The 19,941-nt window shown below is 72.2% G+C and carries 20 protein-coding genes; 10 read left to right on the forward strand and 10 right to left on the reverse strand.

Translation table 11 applies throughout. The features are described from left to right. Positions 1–28 precede the first annotated feature (28 nt). The 3 genes from fdxA to DEU32_RS00995 all read left to right on the forward strand — a co-directional run bounded on the left by fdxA (position 29) and on the right by DEU32_RS00995 (position 3,004). A complete protein-coding gene (gene fdxA, locus DEU32_RS00985) occupies positions 29–346 on the forward strand; it encodes a ferredoxin (RefSeq protein ID WP_058741473.1) in 318 nt (105 codons plus the stop codon). A gap of 14 nt (positions 347–360) precedes the next feature. Then, entirely contained in the window at positions 361–1,479 is a 1,119-nt protein-coding gene (gene dapC, locus DEU32_RS00990; RefSeq protein ID WP_114848964.1) for a succinyldiaminopimelate transaminase, read from the forward strand. A 226-nt stretch (positions 1,480–1,705) separates the two neighbouring features. Next, positions 1,706–3,004 (forward strand): citrate synthase, encoded by a 1,299-nt coding sequence (locus tag DEU32_RS00995; RefSeq protein ID WP_083519881.1) that lies wholly within the window; start codon positions 1,706–1,708, stop codon positions 3,002–3,004. Between the two features lie 118 nt (positions 3,005–3,122). Here DEU32_RS00995 and dapD read toward each other — a convergent pair whose 3' ends face one another. Next, a complete protein-coding gene (gene dapD, locus DEU32_RS01000) occupies positions 3,123–4,091 on the reverse strand; it encodes a 2,3,4,5-tetrahydropyridine-2,6-dicarboxylate N-succinyltransferase (protein ID WP_114848965.1) in 969 nt (322 codons plus the stop codon). 129 nt (positions 4,092–4,220) lie between these two features. On the opposite strand from dapD, the gene dapE reads away from it, so the two are divergent. Together dapE and DEU32_RS01010 are read left to right on the forward strand one after the other, a co-directional pair. Then, entirely contained in the window at positions 4,221–5,303 is a 1,083-nt protein-coding gene (dapE, locus tag DEU32_RS01005) for a succinyl-diaminopimelate desuccinylase (RefSeq protein WP_114848966.1), read from the forward strand. Beyond that, positions 5,288–6,538 carry a hypothetical protein gene (locus DEU32_RS01010; RefSeq protein ID WP_258554740.1) on the forward strand — a complete coding sequence of 417 codons (1,251 nt, stop codon included), beginning with the start codon at positions 5,288–5,290 and terminating at the stop codon, positions 6,536–6,538. The genes dapE and DEU32_RS01010 overlap by 16 nt, the downstream gene beginning before the upstream one ends. Here the strand turns inward: DEU32_RS01010 and DEU32_RS01015 are convergent. Beyond that, a complete protein-coding gene (locus DEU32_RS01015; RefSeq protein ID WP_220152758.1) occupies positions 6,517–7,659 on the reverse strand; it encodes an AI-2E family transporter in 1,143 nt (380 codons plus the stop codon). The genes DEU32_RS01010 and DEU32_RS01015 overlap by 22 nt on opposite strands. A gap of 145 nt (positions 7,660–7,804) precedes the next feature. On the opposite strand from DEU32_RS01015, the gene DEU32_RS01020 reads away from it, so the two are divergent. After that, entirely contained in the window at positions 7,805–7,975 is a 171-nt protein-coding gene (locus tag DEU32_RS01020) for a DUF3117 domain-containing protein (protein ID WP_017887054.1), read from the forward strand. A 118-nt stretch (positions 7,976–8,093) separates the two neighbouring features. Then, a complete protein-coding gene (locus DEU32_RS01025) occupies positions 8,094–8,843 on the forward strand; it encodes an AAA family ATPase (RefSeq protein WP_114848968.1) in 750 nt (249 codons plus the stop codon). On the opposite strand, the gene DEU32_RS01030 is transcribed toward DEU32_RS01025, so the two are convergent. Continuing rightward, positions 8,833–9,465: an O-methyltransferase gene (locus DEU32_RS01030; RefSeq protein ID WP_058741479.1), complete on the reverse strand. Its 633-nt coding sequence runs from the start codon at positions 9,463–9,465 to the stop codon at positions 8,833–8,835. The genes DEU32_RS01025 and DEU32_RS01030 overlap by 11 nt on opposite strands. A 65-nt stretch (positions 9,466–9,530) precedes the next feature. Here DEU32_RS01030 and DEU32_RS01035 point away from each other — a divergent pair, with 65 nt between their 5' ends. Further along, complete coding sequence (locus DEU32_RS01035) at positions 9,531–9,911, forward strand: twin-arginine translocase TatA/TatE family subunit (protein WP_058741480.1); 381 nt, start codon at positions 9,531–9,533, stop codon at positions 9,909–9,911. Between the two features lie 221 nt (positions 9,912–10,132). Here the strand turns inward: DEU32_RS01035 and DEU32_RS01040 are convergent, their stop codons facing one another. From DEU32_RS01040 to DEU32_RS01055, 4 genes are all read right to left on the reverse strand, one after another. Next, a complete protein-coding gene (locus DEU32_RS01040; protein WP_114849176.1) occupies positions 10,133–10,984 on the reverse strand; it encodes a bifunctional 2-polyprenyl-6-hydroxyphenol methylase/3-demethylubiquinol 3-O-methyltransferase UbiG in 852 nt (283 codons plus the stop codon). Positions 10,985–11,093: 109 nt separating this feature from the next. Further along, positions 11,094–12,254, reverse strand: a complete 1,161-nt coding sequence (locus DEU32_RS01045) for a P-loop NTPase (protein ID WP_114848969.1) — start codon at positions 12,252–12,254, stop codon at positions 11,094–11,096. Next, complete coding sequence (locus DEU32_RS01050; RefSeq protein WP_114849177.1) at positions 12,247–12,744, reverse strand: DUF1003 domain-containing protein; 498 nt, start codon at positions 12,742–12,744, stop codon at positions 12,247–12,249. The genes DEU32_RS01045 and DEU32_RS01050 overlap by 8 nt, the downstream gene beginning before the upstream one ends. Before the next feature lie 34 nt (positions 12,745–12,778). Beyond that, on the reverse strand, positions 12,779–14,098 hold the full coding sequence (locus DEU32_RS01055; RefSeq protein ID WP_058741482.1) for a magnesium transporter MgtE N-terminal domain-containing protein: 1,320 nt from the start codon (positions 14,096–14,098) through the stop codon (positions 12,779–12,781). 169 nt (positions 14,099–14,267) lie between these two features. Between DEU32_RS01055 and DEU32_RS01060 the strand changes: the two genes are divergently transcribed. Continuing rightward, on the forward strand, positions 14,268–15,185 hold the full coding sequence (locus DEU32_RS01060; protein ID WP_181819154.1) for a general stress protein: 918 nt from the start codon (positions 14,268–14,270) through the stop codon (positions 15,183–15,185). Between the two features lie 21 nt (positions 15,186–15,206). Here the strand turns inward: DEU32_RS01060 and DEU32_RS01065 are convergent, their stop codons facing one another. Further along, positions 15,207–15,758, reverse strand: coding sequence for a GNAT family N-acetyltransferase (locus DEU32_RS01065; protein WP_258554741.1), 552 nt, complete (start codon positions 15,756–15,758; stop codon positions 15,207–15,209). 9 nt (positions 15,759–15,767) lie between these two features. Continuing rightward, positions 15,768–17,252: an aminopeptidase P family protein gene (locus tag DEU32_RS01070; protein WP_114849179.1), complete on the reverse strand. Its 1,485-nt coding sequence runs from the start codon at positions 17,250–17,252 to the stop codon at positions 15,768–15,770. 102 nt (positions 17,253–17,354) lie between these two features. On the opposite strand from DEU32_RS01070, the gene DEU32_RS01075 reads away from it, so the two are divergent. Continuing rightward, positions 17,355–18,227 (forward strand): PHP domain-containing protein, encoded by an 873-nt coding sequence (locus DEU32_RS01075; protein WP_114848970.1) that lies wholly within the window; start codon positions 17,355–17,357, stop codon positions 18,225–18,227. A 174-nt stretch (positions 18,228–18,401) separates the two neighbouring features. Here DEU32_RS01075 and DEU32_RS01080 read toward each other — a convergent pair whose 3' ends face one another. Then, entirely contained in the window at positions 18,402–19,898 is a 1,497-nt protein-coding gene (locus tag DEU32_RS01080; RefSeq protein WP_114848971.1) for a DEAD/DEAH box helicase, read from the reverse strand. Between the last annotated feature and the right edge of the window lie 43 nt (positions 19,899–19,941).

The following is a 19,941-nucleotide window of genomic DNA, read 5'->3' on the forward strand; positions in this document are numbered from 1 at the left end:
CGCTCAGTCCGAAGGGAGCACCCGCACCGTGACCTACGTGATCGCCCAGCCCTGTGTCGACGTCAAGGACCGCGCCTGCATCGACGAATGCCCGGTCGACTGCATCTACGAGGGTGACCGGTCGCTGTACATCCACCCCGACGAGTGCGTCGACTGCGGTGCGTGCGAGCCGGTCTGCCCGGTCGAGGCGATCTACTACGAGGACGACCTCCCCGAGGAGTGGGCCGACTACTACAAGGCGAACGTCGAGTTCTTCGAGGAGATCGGCTCGCCCGGCGGTGCCGCGAAGGTCGGTGTGATCCACAAGGACCACCCGGTCGTCCTGGCCGAACCCCCACGCGGCTGACCGGCGACACCCCCGTGGCGCTCGACCTCCCCGACTTCCCCTGGGACCAGCTCGTCCCGTTCAAGCAGCGCGCAGCGGCGTCCGAGGGCGGCATCGTCGACCTCAGCGTCGGCTCGCCCGTCGACCCCACGCCCGAGGTCGTCCGACGGGCCCTCGCCGACGCCACCGACGCGCACGCCTACCCGCAGGTCGCGGGCACGCCGGCCCTGCGCGAGGCCATCGCCGACTGGTACGGCCGCCGGCAGGGGATCACCCTGACGCCCGACCAGGTCCTGCCGACGATCGGCTCGAAGGAGTTCATCGCGGGGCTCGCGCTGTGGCTCGGCATCGGACCGGGCGACACCGTCGTGTTCCCCGAGGCCGCGTACCCGACCTACGAACTCGGCGCGGCCCTCGTGCGCGCCGAGGCCCTCGCCGCGGACGACCCGGCGACCTGGCCGGCCACGACCCGGCTCGTCTGGTTGAACTCCCCGGGCAACCCGGACGGCCGCGTGCTGTCGGTGGAGCGGCTCCGCGCCGCCGTCGCCCGCGCCCGCGAACTCGGCGCGGTCGTCGTCGGGGACGAGTGCTACGCCGAGCTCGGCTGGGAACCGCCGTACGACACCGCCCCCACGCCGTCGATCCTCGACCCGCGCGTGGTCGGGGACTCGGTGGACGGCGTCCTCAGCGTGTACTCGCTGTCGAAGCAGTCGAACCTGGCCGGGTACCGCGCGGCGTTCGTCGCCGGTGACGCCGCGGTCCTCGCCGACGTGCTCGCCGTCCGGAAGCACACCGGCATGATGCCGCCGCTGCCCGTGCAGCAGGCGATGGTCGAGGCGCTGGCCGACGACACCCACGTGCAGCAGCAGAAGGCCCGCTACCGCGCCCGGAGGAACATGCTCCGACGGGCACTCGAGGACGCGGGCTTCCGGATCGACCACAGCGAGGCGGGCCTGTACCTCTGGGCGACCCGCGGCGAGCCCGCACTCGACACCGTGTCGTGGCTCGCGGACCGCGGCATCCTCGTCGCCCCCGGCACGTTCTACGGCCCGGCGGGGGCCGAGCACGTGCGGGTCGCGCTCACCGCCACCGACGACCGGATCGCGGCGGCGGCGCAGCGTCTGGCGAGCGCCCGACGACTCGCCGGTTCCTGACCCAGCCGGGCCGGGGTGCCGCAGCTGGGACATCCCGGCGACGCGGCCGGAACGTCCACGGGACGCGGTCGGAGCCGGTCCGTCTCCGTGCACAATCCGCGGTTCCCACCAATTCCGAGGGCTCCCGTGGTGCACGACCGACAGTCCCCGCGATTAGGCTGTGGTCGTGACTGACACTGCCAACGACGCTCAGAAGACGGCCACACCGCCCACCACGCCCGTCCCCGTGAGCCCCGCCGCCGCCGAGTCCACGGAGACCGCGACGCTCACGTTCCCGGGCGGCACGGCGGAGTTCCCGATCCTGCCGAGCGTCGACGGCGCGTCGGCGATCGACATCTCGACGCTCAAGAAGCAGACCGGGCTGAACACGCTCGACTACGGCTTCGTGAACACCGGCGCCACGAAGAGCGCCATCACCTACATCGACGGCGACGAAGGGATCCTGCGCTACCGCGGGTACCCGATCGACCAGGTCGCGTCGGGCTGCACCTACCTCGAGGTCGCCTGGCTCCTGATCTACGGCGAGCTCCCCACCGCGGACGAGCTCGCCGGGTTCGACGCCCGCATCCGTCGCCACACGCTCCTGCACGAGGACCTCCGTCGCCTGTTCGACGCCCTGCCGCACTCGGCGCACCCGATGTCGGTGCTGTCCAGCGCGGTGAGCGCCCTGTCGACGTACTACGAGGACGACATGAGCGTCGACGACCCGGAGAAGGTCGAGCTGCAGACCGTCCGGCTGCTCGCCAAGCTCCCCGTCATCGCCGCCTACGCGCACAAGAAGGCGATCGGGCAGGCCTTCCTGTACCCGGACAACTCGCTGTCCTTCGTCGACAACTTCCTGCGGCTGAACTTCGGCACCATGGCCGAGACCTACGTGCCGAACCCGGTGCTGTCGAAGGCGCTCGAGCGGCTGCTCATCCTGCACGAGGACCACGAGCAGAACGCGTCGACCTCGACCGTGCGCCTGGTCGGCTCGACGAAGGCGAACATGTTCGCGTCGATCTCGGCGGGCATCAACGCCCTGTACGGCCCGCTGCACGGGGGCGCGAACGAAGCCGTGCTCGAGATGCTCCAGCAGATCAAGGACTCCGGCGAGCCGGTGTCGCGCTTCGTCGAGCGGGTGAAGAACAAGGAGCGCGGGGTGAAGCTCATGGGCTTCGGACACCGCGTCTACAAGAACTACGACCCGCGCGCGAAGCTCGTCAAGGAGTCCGCGCACGAGGTCCTCGAGTCCCTCGGCGTGCAGGACGATCTCCTCGACATCGCGATGGAGCTCGAGCAGATCGCGCTCGAGGACGAGTACTTCGTCAGCCGTCGGCTCTACCCGAACGTCGACTTCTACACCGGCATCATCTACCGGGCGATGGGCTTCCCGCCGCGGATGTTCACGGTCCTGTTCGCGATCGGTCGCCTGCCGGGCTGGATCGCCCAGTGGCGTGAGCTCAACAACGACCCGCTCAACAAGATCGGCCGCCCGCAGCAGCTCTACGTGGGGCACCCGGAACGGGACCTGCCGACGCGCTGACCGGTGCGTCCTGCCCGCGCACGCTGGGCAGGCGGCCGGGATGCGACGGACGGGAGGCTCGTGGCGGGTCCGCCACGTGCCTCCCGTCCGTCGCCTCGTGCGCTGGGCCGGTCCCCGGCTACGCGTGCAGCGCGGTGTTGAGCTGGATGCCCTCGCCCCTGCGCTGGAGTGCCTCGACGGCGCCCGTGACGGAGTTCCGGCGGAACAGCACGTTCGGCGTCCCGGAGAGCTCGGCGGCCTTCACGGTCCTGGGCGTGCCGTCCGGGCCCGGGGCGGCCCCGACCAGGACGACCTTCGTGCCGGCCGTGACGTACAGCCCAGCCTCGACCACGGAGTCGTCGCCGAGCGAGATCCCGAGCCCGGCGTTCGCCCCGAGCAGGGCGCGCTCGCCGAGCGACACCCGGTGGGTCCCGCCGCCGGACAGCGTGCCCATGATCGACGCGCCGCCACCGATGTCCGTGCCGTTCCCGACGACGACGCCCTGCGAGACGCGGCCCTCGATCATCGCGTCGCCGAGGGTGCCGGCGTTGAAGTTCACGAAGCCCTCGTGCATGACGGTGGTGCCCGGCGCGAGGTGCGCCCCGAGCCGGACCCGGTTCGCGTCGCCGATGCGGACGCGGTCCGGGACGACGTAGTCGAGCAGGCGCGGGAACTTGTCGACCGCGTGCACGGCGATCCCGGCGCGCTGCAGGACCGGACGGAGCCGGGTGAGGGCATCGGGGTGCACCGGGCCGGCGTTCGTCCACGCGACGATCGGCAGGTGTCCGAAGACACCGTCCAGGCTGATGGTGTTCGGCTGCACGTGCAGGTGGCTGAGCAGGTGCAGGCGGAGGTAGGCGTCGGGCGTGCTCGCCGGGGCGTCGTCGAGCACGATCGCCGTCGTCACCGCCTCGACCCGGACGTCACGCCGCGGGTCGTCGCCGACGTGGGCGCGCAGGTCCTCCGGGAACGCGGCGTCTGCGGGGAGCTCGCCCAGGTGCGTCTCCGGGTACCAGGTGTCGAGGGTGGTGCCGTCGGCGGCGATCGTGGCGAGGCCGTGGCCCCAGGCGTGTGTGGGGCGGTCGGTGGCTGCGGGCGCGTCGGTCACGCGACCAGGGTACCGACCTGCCGGGCCCGGCCACCCGTCCAGCGGGACGGTCGTGGGGGAGGCGATCCGTGCCTCCCGGCCGGTGCCGTGGACCAGCCGACCGCAGGACGCGGCCGGTACGCTGACCGCATGCCGGAGCTGCTCGACCTCACCGCCTCGTCCATCGACATCACCCGCGTGATCTGCGACATCGAGTCGGTGTCCGGGAACGAGGGCAGCCTCGCCGACGCGATCGAGGCGACGCTCGCGCCCCTCGACCACCTCGAGGTGGTCCGCGACGGCGACGCCGTCGTGGCGCGGACGGACCTCGGTCGGGACCGCCGCGTCGTCATCGCCGGGCACATCGACACCGTGCCGCTGAACCACAACCTGCCGACCGAGTTCCGGACCACGGAGGACGGCACCGAGATCCTCTGGGGCCGCGGCACCGTGGACATGAAGGCCGGCGTCGGGGTGCAGCTCAAACTGGCGTACGACCTCGTCGCACCGAACGTCGACGTCACCTGGGTGTTCTACGACCACGAGGAGGTCAGCGACTCGCTGAACGGCCTCGGTCGACTCGCCCGCACCCGGCCCGGACTGCTCGCCGGCGACTTCGCGATCCTCGGTGAGCCCTCCGGGGCGCAGATCGAGGGCGGCTGCAACGGCAACCTGCGGGCCGAGGTCCGCACGTTCGGCAAGCGCTCGCACAGTGCCCGCAGCTGGATCGGCGACAACGCCATCCACAAGACCGCACCGATCCTGGCCATCCTCGCCGCCTACGAGCCGCGCACGGTGACCGTCGACGGCCTCGACTACCGCGAGGGCCTGAACGCCGTCGGGATCTCCGGCGGCATCGCCGGCAACGTCATCCCGGACGAGGCGATGGTCCACGTGAACTACCGCTTCGCGCCCTCGCGCAGCGCGGACGAGGCCGTGGCCCACATCCGCGAGCTCTTCGACGGGTACGACGTGCAGATCGTCGACCTCGCCGCCGGCGCGCGTCCCGGGCTCGACGCCCCGCTCGCGCAGGACTTCGTCGCCGCGGTCGGCGGGCCGGCCCCGCGCCCGAAGTACGGCTGGACGGACGTCGCCCGGTTCTCAGCGCTCGGCGTCCCCGCCGTGAACTACGGCCCCGGCGAGCCGGTCTTCGCGCACCACGACGACGAGCAGGTCCCCGTCGACCAGATCTCTGCGGTCGAGGACGGTCTGCGGCGGTGGCTGACGGCGTGACGACGGGCTCCGCGCCGGTCGTCGCGGGGCGTCGGCCGGGGGTGCGGTGGCGCGCCCGGTACCGTGCCGTGCCCTGGTGGGTGCGGATCACCGTCGTGTACGTCGTCGCACGGATCGTCACCGGGGCGATGCTCCTGGCCTACGCGGGGCAGCAGGCTGCGAACTCGTTCACGGTCCAGCACCCCTCGTACCTGTCGTTCGCCGCGATCTGGGACGGTGCCTGGTACCGGGTGATCGCCACCGGCGGGTACCCGTCGACGCTCCCGGTGGACGCCGCCGGGCACGTCACCGAGAACGCGTGGGCGTTCATGCCGGCGTACCCGTTCCTGGTCCGCGGGCTGATGCTCCTCACCGGGGCGTCGTTCGAGGCCGTCGCCGTGACCGTGTCGCTGGTCGCCGGGTGGGGTGCCGCGCTCGTGTTCCGACGGCTGCTCGGACGGTTCCTCGACGACGGCCGGGCGACGTTCGCCACGGTGCTGTTCTGCGTCGCGCCGGTGTCCGCGATGTTCCAGGTCGCCTACGCAGAGTCGATGGGGATGTTCCTGCTCCTCGTCGCCCTGCTGCTGCTCGTGGACCGCCGCTGGTGGACGATGCTGCCGGTGGTCCTGCTGCTCGGCATGACCCGGCCCACCGGACTCGCGTTCGGGCTGCTCGTGGCGCTGTTCCTGGTCGTGTGGGCCGTCCGCCCCGCCTGGGTGCGCGAGTACGCCCGCCCGACCGTCCGCACCGCCCTGCCGCCGCTCGTGGTCGGCGCGGTGTCCGGTCTCGTCGGGCTCGCGTGGCCGGCGATCGCCTGGGCCGTGACCGGGGTGCCGAAGGCGTACACCGACACCGAGCTCGCCTGGCGGTCGTCGTACATCGGCTGGCAGGAGCTCGTGCCGTTCACCCCGTGGGTGCAGGGCTTCGGCTGGTGGTTCCGGCAGCCGGCCGGCGGCATCCTGCTCGCCGTGGCGGTCGTCGGGTTCGCCGTCTTCGTGTTCCAGCCCGCTGCCCGTCGGGTCGGGCTCGAGCTGCGGCTGTGGGCGGTGGCGTACGTCGTGTACCTGCTCGCGGTCTTCTTCCCGCAGTCGAGCACCTGGCGCATCCTGCTGCCGATCGCGCCGCTCCTGGGCATCGTGGCGCTGCCCCGGTCATCGGTCTACCAGGTGCTCCTCGTCGCCGCGTGCCTCGTGCTGCAGTGGATGTGGCTCGACGCGTGCTGGTTGGTCGACGGCTACGACTGGACGCCGCCGTGATCGACCTCGCGGTCGTCTGAGTCCTCGGCGGGGGCCGTGGCGGAGGGGTCCTCGCCCGGGCGCCAGTCGGCCGCTGCGTGCACCATCGCGTTCACCGTCGCGATGAACGGCACCGCGAAGAAGGCGCCGACGACGCCAGCGATGGTGGTGCCCGCGGTGACGCCGAGCACGACGCCGAGCGGGTGCACCTTGACGGCGCTGCCGGTCAGGAACGGGTGCAGGACGTGGCTCTCCAGCTGTTGCACGACGACCACCACGGCGAGCATGATGAGCGCCGGCACCAGCCCGTTGAACACCAGCGCGATGAGCACGGCGACGACGCCGGCGACGATCGCGCCGACCACCGGGACGAACGCCCCGAAGAACACGATGACGCCGATCGGCACGGCGAGCGGCAGCCCCAGTGCGAGCGCGCCGATGACGATGCCGAGCGCGTCGGTCACCGCGACGATCAGCTGCACGCGGATGAAGCTGGTGAGGGTCTTCCACCCCGCCTGACCGGCCGCGTCGATGCGGCCGCGGGAGCGCCGCGGGAAGATCCGGACGACCCACGACCAGATCCGGTGCCCGTCGATCAGCACGAAGATCGTCGTGAAGACCACGATGAACAGCCCCTCGAGCGCGTGCACGAGTCCGCTGCCCGCCTCGGCCGCACCGGAGAGGATCGACGAGGCGTGCGTCTGCAGGAACTTCGTCGCCTCCGCCAGGTACTTCGTGACCTGCGCCGAGGTGATGCCGAACGGCTCGGACGCGAGGAGGGTCTGGAAGGTCTGCACGTTGCTCGTCAGGCGTCGCTCGAGCGTCGGCAGGTCGTAGCGGACCTGCGCCGTGACGACGAGCGCCAGGATCCCGAGCACCACCACGACCGAGATGCAGGCCGTCAGCACCGCGAGCCACTTCGGCCACCGGTGTCGTTGCAGGAACGCCGAGAACGGGGCGAGCAGCGCGCAGACGAGCAGCCCGACCAGGAACGGCACCACGATGTCCTGCAGCAGGACCACCAGCGCGACGACGACGGCCAGGGCTGCCACCGTGACGAGGAAGCGCCACGAGAAGGCACCGGCGATGCGCATGCCCGTGGGCACCGCCTCGGCGACCGGTTCGGCCTGTGGACGGAGCATGGAGCGGATGTTCGGCATTCACCAAGGTCACCACTCGCAGCCGCGAGAACGTCGCATTCCGACACCCCCAACCTGGGCGGTTTCGCAGTTGCCCCCTCGGTACGGGATAATGGGCGAGCATCTTCTGCACGAAAGGGGACATCTGATGGCAGCGATGAAGCCGAGGACCGGTGACGGGCCGATGGAGGCTGTCAAGGAGGGTCGACTCATCATCGTGCGGGTTCCGCTCGAAGGTGGAGGCCGCCTGGTGGTCTCGGTCAACGACGCCGAGGCCAAGGAACTCCACGACGCACTCGCCGAGGTCGTCTCGGCGTAGTTCCGTCGAAGCACCACCGACAGGAGGCCCGGAGCGTACGCTCCGGGCCTCCTGCGCGCGCGGCCGGCCGGGCCCGTGCGCCCCTGCGCCTGTCGGTGCTGCCCGCCAGGATGGTGCCGTGCCCCGCACCCGCCTGCCGATCCGCCGCGTCGAGGAGTACGCGCCCGACCCGCTCCCGCGCGGCGCCTGGCCCGCCACGCTCGCGCCCGTCCGGCAGCTGCTCGACGACGGGTTCGACCTGGACCCGGTGACCGTGTTCGTCGGCGACAACGCCGTCGGCAAGTCCACCCTGGTCGAGGCGATCGCCATCGCGTTCGGGATGGGACCGGAGGGCGGCTCGACGATGTCCGGTCACAGCACCCGCCCCAGCGAGTCGCAGCTGTGGGAGCACCTCGTCCTCGTGCGGGAGCCCGGTGCGGCCAAGAGCGGCTTCTTCCTGCGCGCGGAGACCATGCACGGGGTGTTCACGTACCTCGAACAGCACGGCGGTGGTCGACCCGAACCGGTGTTCCACGAGCGGAGCCACGGGGAGTCGTTCCTCGACTTCGTGATCGACCGGTCGCAGTGGCCCGGGCTGTGGATCCTCGACGAGCCGGAGTCCGCGCTGTCGTTCTCCGGGTGCCTCGCGCTCATCGGGCTGCTGCAGTCCATCGTCGAGACCGGTCGCGGGCAGGTGCTCCTGTCCACGCACTCGCCGGTGCTCGCGGCGTTCCCGGGAGCCGCCGTGCACGAGGTCGGCCCGTGGGGGATCCGGCGGACGGCGTGGCAGGACCTCGACCTGGTCCGCGACCAGCGGGCGTTCCTCGCGGCGCCGGAGCGGTACCTGCGCCACCTGGACGCGGGCGGTCGGGACGGTCCTAGGCGCTGACCTTCGTCATCTGCAGCAGGCCGTCGCCGGCGGGCGAGAGCGCGCTCCGCACCGCCCCGGACGTCGACACCTCGGTCAGGAGCAGTCGGAAGTCCGTGGTCGCGCGGTCCCGACGCACCGGGTCAGCCACCCGACCGCGCCACAGGGCGTGCGGCACGAGCACCGTGCCCCCGACCCGGGCGAGCCGCAGGCCGTGCTCGACGTACTCGATGACGTGCTCCGGGTCGGCGTCCACGAGCACGAGGTCGTACGACGCCTCGTTCATGCGGGGCAGGACCTGGTTCGCCCGACCGGGGATGAGCCGGACGCGGGCGGGGGCGGTACCGGCGGCGATGTAGGCGTCGCGGGCGTACTGCTGGTGGTCGACCTCGACGTCGATCGTCGTGAGCGTGGCCTCGGGCGCACCGCTCAGCAGCCAGAGACCGGACACCCCGAGCCCGGTGCCGATCTCGATGATGCTCGTGGCGCGCGAGGCGGCGGCGACCACGGCGATCTGTGCGCCGATGGCGGGCGAGATCGCCTCGACCCCGAGCTCCAGGGAGTGCTCACGCGCTCGGGCGATCACCTCGGGTTCCGAGACGATGTCCTCGGCGAACTTCCAGTTCGACTCTTTCTCTGACACGCACACTCCGTTCGGAGGACAACTCTACGGGTGTGGCGCAGTGGGGACGGGTTACGCTCGTTTGCGTGTCCATCGACTTCAACAAGATCCTGATCATCGGGATCATCGCGGTGCTGCTCCTCGGTCCGCAGCGCCTGCCGATGTACGCGCAGAAGCTCGCCGAGTTCGTCAAGGCGGTACGCCGCTTCGCGGACACCGCGAAGGACCGCATGCGCGAGGAGATGGGCCCCGAGTTCGACGACGTCGACTGGCAGAAGCTCGACCCCCGGCAGTACGACCCGCGTCGCATCATCCGCGACGCCCTCCTCGACTCCCCGTCCAGCACCGCGAGCGGCATGGCCGCGGTCGAGACCGCGCAGGTCACCGCGTCGAAGGTGCGCGCGACGGCACCGGTGGTGCCGCTCGCCGCGGGCGAGGCGGCACCCTTCGACGCCGAGGCGACCTGACGCCCGTTCCGTGACCCGGTGACGGACAGGAGGCACGGTGCCGGCTGGCACCGTGCCTCCTGTCCGTCGGCGGGTCGCGCCGGGCCGGTCCTTTGAGCCCATCGCAACCGTCCTGGGATGCCGGTCCGCGCATTGGAGGGCGGAAGGAACGGCACCCCACGCGCGGATCGGCCCCCGACGCGCAGATCGGCCTCTGATGCGCGGAACGGTCTCCGACGCGGTCAGTCCTTCGTGGCGACGACCGTGAACGTGGTGGGCAGGCGGTCGCGGTCCTCCGCGGGCCAGACCCACGAGCCGTGCCCGTCCTCCTCCATCCGGGGGCTGAAGCGCCAGGGCAGGGTGCGTCCCTCGTCGAGCAGCCGCAGGCGGAGCCCGGCGCCGAGCAGGGCGTTCACGACCTCGGACAGCGGGTGCGGCCACTCGTACGTGCGAGTGTTCGCGACGGTGCCCTCGCCGGCGTAGGTCCCCGCGTCCTCCCACTGCTGGGCCGTGCCGTCCGGGAAGTACCGGTACCGCGTCACGAGCTCCGGGGCGCCCTCGTCGAGCGCGTACAGCGCCGGGTGCCCGTCACGGATGAAGAACACCCCGCCCGGCCGCAGGAGCGCCGCGACCTGCGCGGCCCAGCGGTCCAGGTCGGCGAGCCAGCAGATCGTCCCGATGCTCGTGTAGACGACGTCGAAGTCGCCGACCACGGCGGCGCGCGCGTCGAGCACGTCGGTCTCCACCCACGTGACGTCGAGGCCGAGCCGCTCCGCGAGCGCGGCGCCGGAGGCGAGTGCCGGGGCCGAGAAGTCCACGCCGGTGACGCGGGCGCCCTCGCGTGCGAGCGAGACGGTGTCGGTGCCGATGTGGCACTGCAGGTGGCAGACGTCCAGCCCGTCGAGCGAGCCGGACGGCAGCCACCTGCTGAGGACCGGCAGGTCGTCGCGCACGACGTCGGAGCGGTGCGCGGGGTCGTCGAGGGCGGCGACGTCGTACGCGCCCTCGTGGATGGGCACCCGGTCGTCCCAGTTCGCGCGGTTGGTGTCGCGGGCGGCGTCCCAGTCGACGGTGACGTGGTCGGTGTTGCTCATGCCCGCCACGCTAGCGAACCGTCCGCCGTCCGCCGTCCGCCGTCCGCCGTCCGCCGTCGGTCGTCCGCCGTCGGCTGTCCGCCGTCCCCCGCCGGTCGTCCGCCGTCGGTCAGGACAGCGAGAGCCCGAGCTTCCGGCCGGCCAGCCCGCGGCCCATCGTCGTGATCGTCGCCGCGATCTCCTGCAGGGCGACCGCCGCGGGGTCCTCCGGGGCGCCGAGGACGACCGGCAAGCCGGTGTCCCCGCCCTCGCGGAGGGGCACCGACAGCGGCACGCGACCGAGCACCGGTACGGGGACGTCCTGACCGCGCGACAGCCGTGCGGCGGTCTCGTCGCCCCCGCCCTCGCCGAACAGGTGCAGCACGCTGCCGTCCGGCTGGACGAGCCCGGCCATGTTCTCGACGACGCCGATCACCCGCTGCCCGGTCTGGCGCGCCACGACCCCGCTGCGCTCGGCGACGTCGGCCGCGGCCGCCTGGGGTGTGGTCACGACGAGCACCTCGGCGTGGGGGAGCAGCTGCCCGACCGAGATCGCGACGTCCCCGGTGCCCGGCGGCAGGTCGAGCAGGAGCACATCGAGGTCGCCGAACCACACGTCGGTCAGGAACTGCGCGACCGTGCGGTGCAGCATCGGGCCGCGCCACGACACCGCGGTGGAGACGTCGTCGACGAACATCCCGATCGAGACGACCTTCACGTCGTGCGCGACCGGCGGCAGGATCATGCTGTCCACCCGGGTCGGCCGGGGCGCGACGCCGTTCGCGTCCGTCAGGCCCATCAGCCCGGGGACGCTGAACCCGTGCACGTCGACGTCGACGATCCCGACCCGCTGTCCGGCGGCGGCGAGGGCCGCGGCGAGGTTGACGGTCACGGTGGACTTGCCGACGCCGCCCTTGCCGCTCGTCACGGCGATCACCCGGGTCAGCGAGTCCGGGGTGAACTGCACGCCGCGCGGGCGGTCGCCGCGGAGCCGTTCGGTGAGCGCGGCCCGGGTCGCCGGACTCATCACGGAGACGTCGACGTCGACGTGCCGCACGCCGTCCACGGATCCGGCGGCGGCACGCACGTCGCGCTCGATCGTGTCGGCGGCCGGGCACCCGACGACCGTGAGTTGCAGGTCGACGCGCACCGAGCCCTCCGGCTGCACGTCGATCCCGCGGATCATGTCGAGCTCCGTGACGGGCCGACGGATCTCCGGGTCGAGCACGCGGCCGAGCGCAGCGAGGACCGCTGCACCCAGACGCTCGTCCGGCTGCTGGGGGTCAGCCACGGGTCCGGGCGCTCCCCGCCTCGTCGTCGAAGGCCTCTGCGGCGTCCCGTCGGTCGAGCTCCTCGAGCAGCGACCGGATCTCGGCGCGGATGAAGTCCTTCGACGCCATCTCCCGCATCGCCAGGCGGAGGGCGACGACCTCGCGGGCGAGGTACTCGGTGTCCGCCAGGTTCCGCTCGGCGCGCTGCCGGTCCTGCTCGAACTGCACCCGGTCGCGGTCGTCCTGCCGGTTCTGCGCGAGCAGGATGAGCGGCGCCGCGTACGACGCCTGCAGGGACAGCACGAGCGTCAGGGCCGTGAATCCGATCGAGGCCGAGTCGAACTGCCAGTTCGCCGGGGCGACCGAGTTGTAGATCATCCAGACGGCACAGAACAGCGTCAGGCCGACGAGGAACCAGGGCGTGCCCATCGCGCGGGCGATGCCCTCGGTCGCACGACCGAAGGTGTCGCCGCGGCCACGGCGGCGGGTCGGGAGCACGCGCGTGCGCATGCCCTTCGGCGAGTCCAGGCGCTCCTGGCGGGAGTCATCCGTTCGGGCCACGAGTGGTCCTCCTTCCCGTGGTCACGGGCGTCTTGCGCGGGCGTTGGCGGAGTCGCGAGGGGGAGTCACCCTCGCCCTGACTTCGCCAGTCGTCCGGCAGGACGTGGTCGAGGACGTCGTCGATCGTCACCACCCCGACCAGGCGGTGGGCGTCGTCGACCACGGGGACGGACACGAGGTTGTAGGTCGCCATCACCCGCGTGACCTCGGCGGCGCTCGCGTCGACGCGCACCGGTTCGGTCTGCTGGTCGATGAGCGTGCCGAGACGCTCGTTCGGCGGGTAGCGGAGCATGCGCTGGAAGTGCACGAGCCCGAGGAACCGGCCGGTCGGCGGCTCGTACGGGGGGAGGGTCACGCAGACGCTCGCACCGAGGGCCGGGGCGAGCTCGTGCCGACGGATGAGCGCGAGGCCCTCGGCCACGGTCGCGTCGGCGGAGACGATCACCGGCTCGGTGGTCATGAGGCCACCGGCGGTGTCCGGCTCGTACTCCAGGAGCATCCGGACGTCCTGCGCCTCCTCCGGCTCCATGAGCTGCAGCAGGGCCTCGCTCCGGTCGTCGGGGAACTGCGCGAGCACGTCGGCGGCGTCGTCGGGCTGCATCTGGTCGAGGACGTCCGCGGCGCGGGCGTCCTCGAGCCGGGTCAGGATGTCGATGCGCTCCTGGTCGGGCATCTCCTCGAGCACGTCGGCCAGTCGGTCGTCGGGGAGCTCCTCGGCGACCTCGAACCGCCGCTCCTCGGGCAGGTCGAGCAGCGTCGACGCGAGGTCGGCCGGCAGCAGGTCGGAGTACGCGGCGATGACGTGCTCGGCGGACTGGGCCTCGCCGGGGAGCTCGTCCTCGGTGACCTCGTTCCAGGTGGCGAACGTGGTCGGGCCCTTGCCGAACGGCGACGGCGTGGTCTTCGGCTTGCGCAGGAAGAGCTGCGACACCTCCCAGTCGCCCTGCCCGCGGTCCTCGATCGCGACGTCCTCGATCGTGGCGCGGGTGCGCTCCTTCTTGATGAGGACCTTGCGGCCGAGCATCTCGGCGATCACCCGCACCTCGCCGCCGCGCTGCTCGAAGCGACGCATGTTGACGAGCCCGGTCGTGATGACCTGCCCCGCGCCGATCGAGGTGATCCGGCCGATGCTCACGAAGATGCGGCGCTTGCCCGGGACCTCGACGATGAGCCCGACCACATGGGGAGGGTCGACGCGACGGTAGACGACCAGGACGTCCCGGACGCGGCCCACGCGGTCGCCCGCGGGGTCGAAGACGGAGCACCCGGCGAGGCGGGCGACGAAGACCTTCGTGGCGCTCACCCGTCCATCGTAGTCGCTCGGATCCCCGCCGACCGGGCGGCGGGTCGGCCACGCCTGAGCGGGTGCAGATGTGCGGGCCGCCCGAGCGGTGCCCCGTCGCGCGCTGGCGGCCGGGGATCTCCCGGGAGGCGTACGTGCGATCGCAAGGTGTCCGGTGGATGATGGCTGGGTGAGCAACCAGAGCCCGTTCGCCGGACGCACCGCCCAGGCCTTCCCCACGCTCCCGCGTGGCGACGTCCTCGGGACCTACGACAGCTACCCCGACGCACAGCGCGTCGTGGCGAAGCTCGCCGAGGCCGACTTCCCGGTCGCGAAGATCGCGATCGTGGGCAACGACCTCAAGACCGTCGAACGCGTCACCGGCAAGATGACGTACGGCCGCGCCGCCGTCGCCGGTGCGCTGTCCGGTCTCTGGCTCGGCATCTTCTTCGGCATCGTCCTGACGCTGTTCTCGCCGAGCGCCGGTGGCCTGATCATCGCCGCCGCGATCATCGGTGCGGCGTTCGGCATGCTCTACGGCATCGTGTCGTTCGCGATCACGAAGCGGCAGCGCGACTTCACGAGCGTGCACCAGGTGCTCGCCACGAACTACCAGATCGTCGTCGACCCGCAGCTGACCGGTCAGGCACAGCGGATCCTCGGCCAGCACGGGCAGGCCCCGTCGACGCACTGGAACGACGCTCCGCAGCCGGGGGCGCCCGGCACGCAGGCGCGGCCCTTCCAAGGCCAGCAGCCGTGGCGTCCGGGTCCGTCCCAGGGGTCGCCCTACGGCGGCCACGCCACACCGCACCAGCCTGGAGGCGCGCAGCAGCCGGGTGCGTCGACTCCCGCTCCGCAGACGGGCGCGCCGCGCTACGGCACGAACGACGGTCCCCGCTACGGCGAGACGCCGGAGACCGCGCAGCAGCGCCCGCCGGCCGTCGACCCGCGGGTGCCGAACGCGCGTCCGGACGAGCCGCCGCAGTACGGCGAGCGGGTGTCCGGCCAGACGCCGACCGTCCCGGCCCAGCCGGACGCGCCGCGTTCCGCTCCCGGGCAGGACGACGCACATCAGCGCGACGCAGATCGGCGCGACGACCGGGCCTGAGCCGCTGCCCGGCCGGGGGTCCTACAGGATCTTCGAGTAGCAGATCGACCGCGCGGCGCCGACGTAGGGGCCGAAGTTCGCGATCCGGGTGAAGCCCTCGCGCTCGTAGAACCCGATCGCGCGCTTCTGCTCGTCGCCGGTCTCGAGCACGAGCGCCGGGGACCCGAGGTCGATCGCGGCCTCTTCGAGCCGGCGGAGGATCGCCGACGAGACGCCCGCGCCCCGGGACTCCGGACGCACGTACATGCGCTTGATCTCGGTGATGCCGTCCTGCACGATCCGCAGGCCGCCGCAGCCGAGCGGGGTGCCGTCGGCGTCCCGCGCGAGGAAGAACACCGCGATCGAGTCCGCCGTCGGCTTCTCGCCCGGCTCGGTGTCGCCGCCGTACGCCCGGTCGATCTCCAGACGCTGCGCTGCCCGGAGGCGCTGGGCGTCGGGGGAGTCGAAGTGCTCGACGTCGATCGCGAGCTGGTCCGTCGTCGGGACGGTCTGCTGCGCCGGCGTGGTCTGCGACGGCGTGGTCTGCGACGGCGTCGACGTGGTCTGCGACGGCGTGGTCGGGGGCGTGGTCACCCGCTCAGGCTAGCGGCCGGAGCGGGCGATCCACCCCTCCACTTCCGAGGGGGTCCGGGGGATGCCGACGGACAGGTTCTCGGCACCGTCCTCGGTCACCAGGACGTCGTCCTCGATGCGGACGCCGATGCCGCGGAACTCCTCCGGGACGGTCAGGTCGTCCTGCTGGAAGTACAGGCCGGGCTCGATCGTGAAGACCATGCCGGCCTGGACGATGCCGTCCAGGTACATCTCGCGGCGGGCCTTCGCGCAGTCGTGCACGTCGAGACCGAGGTGGTGGCTCGTGCCGTGCACCATGTAGCGGCGGTGGAACTGGTTGTCGGGCTGCAGCGACTCCTCCGCGGTGCCCGGCAGGAAGCCCCACTCGGCGGTCTTCCGCGCGATGACCTCCATCGCCGTGGCGTGCACCTCGCGGAAGGTGATGCCGGGTTTGACGATCGCGAACGCGGCGTCGGCGGCTTCGAGCACGGCCTCGTAGACCATCCGCTGCACTTCGGTGAACGTCCCGGAGACCGGGAGGGTGCGGGTGATGTCGGCCGTGTAGAACGAGTCGACCTCGACCCCGGCGTCGATGAGGATCAGGTCGCCCGGCTGCACGGCGCCGTCGTTGCGCGTCCAGTGCAGGATGCAGGCGTGGTGCCCGGACGCGGCGATCGTGTCGTAGCCGACCGTGTTGCCGTCGGCGCGGGCGCGGCGGTTGAACGTGCCCTCGACGATGCGCTCGCCGCGGGGGTGCTCGAGCACGGCGTCGAAGTCACCGATGACGTCGTCGAAGCCGGACTTCGTGGCCTGCACGGCCTTCCGGAGCTCCCGGACCTCGTACGCGTCCTTCACGAGGCGGAGCTCGGACAGGTCGCGGGACAGCACATCGTCGGTGGCGGGGGCGGCGTCGGTCTCCGGGGCGCCGCCGACCGCGGTGCCGAGCCGGGCGTCGAGCGACCGGGTGAGTTCGTCGTCCGCGTCGCGCACGACGAGGACCGAGGCGTCGAGGTCCTGCGCGACGGCGTCGAACGCACCGAGGTCGGCCGTCGCGATGCCGAGGTCCGCCGCGACCTCGTCGAGGGACGGACGCGGGCCGACCCAGAACTCGCCGATCTCCGGGTTCGCGTAGAACTCCTCGGAGTCGCGGCCGGCCGTCGCGCGGAAGTACAGCGTGGCGTCGTGCCCGGGGCCGTTCGGCGTCAGCACGAGGACGGAGCCGACGACGGTGTCGGTGCCCCAACCGGTCAGGTGCGCGAAGGTCGAGTGCGGGCGGAACGGGTAGTCGCAGTCGTTCGACCGCACCTTCGCCTGGCCTGCGGGGACCACGATCGTGCGGCCGGGGTGCAGCTCGGAGATCCGGGCTCGACGCTCGGCGGCGAACGCGGCCTGCTCGCGCGGCTCCGGGAGCGGGCGCTCCCGGTCGGCCCACTGCGACGCGATGTGGTCCTTGAACGTCGAGGACCCGGGGGTCGTGGAACGGTTGCTCGTCGCGCGGGGAGTCGTGTCGGCCATGCGTCCCATCATCGCACCGACCCCGCGGCCGCACCGACCCGGTCCGCCGACGACCTGGGTCCGCGGCCTGAACGGCCGTTCACGTGTCGGTACGATGAACGGGTGCCCGATCCGTTCATCGACCTGCACGCCCACTCGAGCGTGTCCGACGGCACCGAGCGGCCGGCGGAGCTCGTCGCCGCAGCCGCCGCGGCCGGGCTCGACGGCGTCGCCCTGACGGACCACGACACCACGGCCGGCTGGGACGAGGCGATCGCCGCCGTCGCCGCGCTGCCGATGACCCTGCTGCCCGGGCTCGAGCTGAGCACCCGGGTCGGGTACCGCAGCGTCCACGTGCTCGGGTACCTCGTCGACCCGACCGATCCCGGGCTCGTCGCGGAGACGACCCGCATCCGCGACGGACGGTTCGCCCGCGCCCGCCGCATGGTCGACCGGATCGGCCAGGACCACCCGATCACCTGGGACGACGTGATCGCGCAGTCCACCGACGGCGCAACGATCGGCCGCCCGCACATCGCGGACGCGCTCGTCGCCGCGGGGCTCGAGTCCGACCGGAGCGCGGCCTTCCGCGGCATCCTGCACCCGGCGTCCGGGTACTACGAACCGCACGACGCACCGTCGCCGTTGCACGGGGTCGCGCTCATCCGCGCCGCCGGCGGTGTGCCCGTGATCGCACACCCGGCGGCGTCCTCCCGCGGGATCGTGATCGACGAGCCGATGCTCCGGGAGCTCGTCGACGCCGGGCTCGGCGGCCTCGAGGTCGACCACCGCGAGAACCAGTCCCACGGCAAGCGCACCCTGCTCGACTGGGCAGCCCGCCACGACCTGTTCGTCACCGGGTCGAGCGACTACCACGGCACCGGCAAGCCGAACCGCCTCGGCGAGCACCGCACGGCCCGCGTCGCGTTCGACGCGATCGTGTCCCAGGCGACCGGCAGCGCGCCGGTGCACGGGCCGGGCTCCCGCCTGGCCTGAGTCCGCTCGCCTGCCGCCCTGCCTCGCGGGGTGGCACCCGCCCCGTCGATGGAGCAGTCGTCGTCGGGTCCGCGCGCGCCGCCCGACCGTTCCTGCTCCATCGTGGGCCGGAAGGTGGGCGGGGACGACGAAGGCCCCGTCGCGTCAGCGACGGGGCCTTGCGGACGGGAGGCGCTACTCGCCCTCGCCGGCTGCCTGCGGTGCCGAGGCGGTCGCCTCGGACCCGGCGCCGCCACTGCGGCGACGGCGACGGCGACGACGCTTCGCGGCGCCGTCGGTCGAGGTGCCATCGCCGGCGGACTGCGACGCCTCGGTGGTCGGTGCCGGTGCGGCCGAGGACCGTGCATCCGAGGACGTGGCGCGCGGGGCGGACTGCTGCGTGCCTCCAGTCCGGGTGCGGGACCGCGAACGCGAGCCGCTGCGCTCACCTGCGGGCTTGTCGGAGCGGCGCTGCTCACCGGAACCGGCAGCGGCGGCGTGCGACGACGCACCGGGGAGGCGACCCTTCGTGCCGGCCGGGATGTCCAGGTCGGTGAACAGGTGCGGGGACGACGAGTAGGTCTCGACCGGCTCGGGGATGCCGAACTCGAGCGCCTTGTCGATGAGCGTCCACTTGTGCAGGTCGTCCCAGTCGACGAACGTGACCGCGATGCCGGTCTTGCCGGCACGGCCGGTGCGCCCGGCGCGGTGCAGGTACGTGTCCGGGTCGTCCGGGATCGTGTGGTTGATGACGTGCGTGACGTCGTCGACGTCGATGCCGCGGGCGGCGACGTCCGTCGCGATGAGCACGTCGCGCTTGCCGGCCTTGAAGGCGGCCATCGCGCGCTCGCGCTGTTCCTGGTTGAGGTCACCGTGCACGGCGGCGGCGTTGAAGCCGCGGTCCTTCAGTTCCTCGACGAGCTTCGCCGCGGCGCGCTTCGTGCGCGTGAAGATGACGGTCTTGCCGCGACCCTCGGCCTGCAGGATGCGGGCGATGACCTCGTCCTTGTCGAGCGAGTGCGCGCGGTAGATGACGTGCTTGATGTTCGCCTGCGTCAGGCCCTCGTCCGGGTCCGTCGCGCGGATGTGCACCGGGCGGGACATGAAGCGGCGGGCGAGCGCGACGATCGGCGCCGGCATGGTCGCCGAGAACAGCATCGTGTGACGCACGGCGGGGACGGCCTGGAAGATCCGCTCGATGTCCGACAGGAAGCCGAGGTCGAGCATGCGGTCGGCTTCGTCGAGGACGACCTCCTGCACGTGGGAGAGGTCGAGCAGGCGTTGGCGCTGCAGGTCGATCAGGCGCCCCGGGGTGCCGACGACGATCTGGGCGCCGGCCTTGAGCTGCTCGATCTGGCCCTCGTACGCCTTGCCGCCGTAGATCGAGACGATCGTGGTCGGGCGGTTCGAGGTGGCGAGCTCGAGGTCCTCGGTCACCTGCACCGCGAGTTCACGCGTGGGGACGACGACGAGCGCCTTGACGCCGGGCTCGGGGTCGGCCCCGAGGCGCTGGATGAGGGGGAGGCCGAAGCCGAAGGTCTTGCCGGTACCGGTCTTGGCCTGGCCGATGATGTCCTGGCCGGTGAGGGCGAGCGGGATCGTCTGCTGCTGGATCGGGAAGGGCTCGCTGATGCCCTTCGTCGCGAGCGCGTCGACGATGTCCTGCTCGATGGAGAGGTCTGCGAAAGTCAATGGATCACCTTGGTCCTGGTGGGAGTCCCGGCCAGTCTACCGG

It is taken from the genome of Curtobacterium sp. AG1037, from assembly GCF_003349855.1.
Lineage (GTDB): Bacteria > Actinomycetota > Actinomycetes > Actinomycetales > Microbacteriaceae > Curtobacterium > Curtobacterium citreum.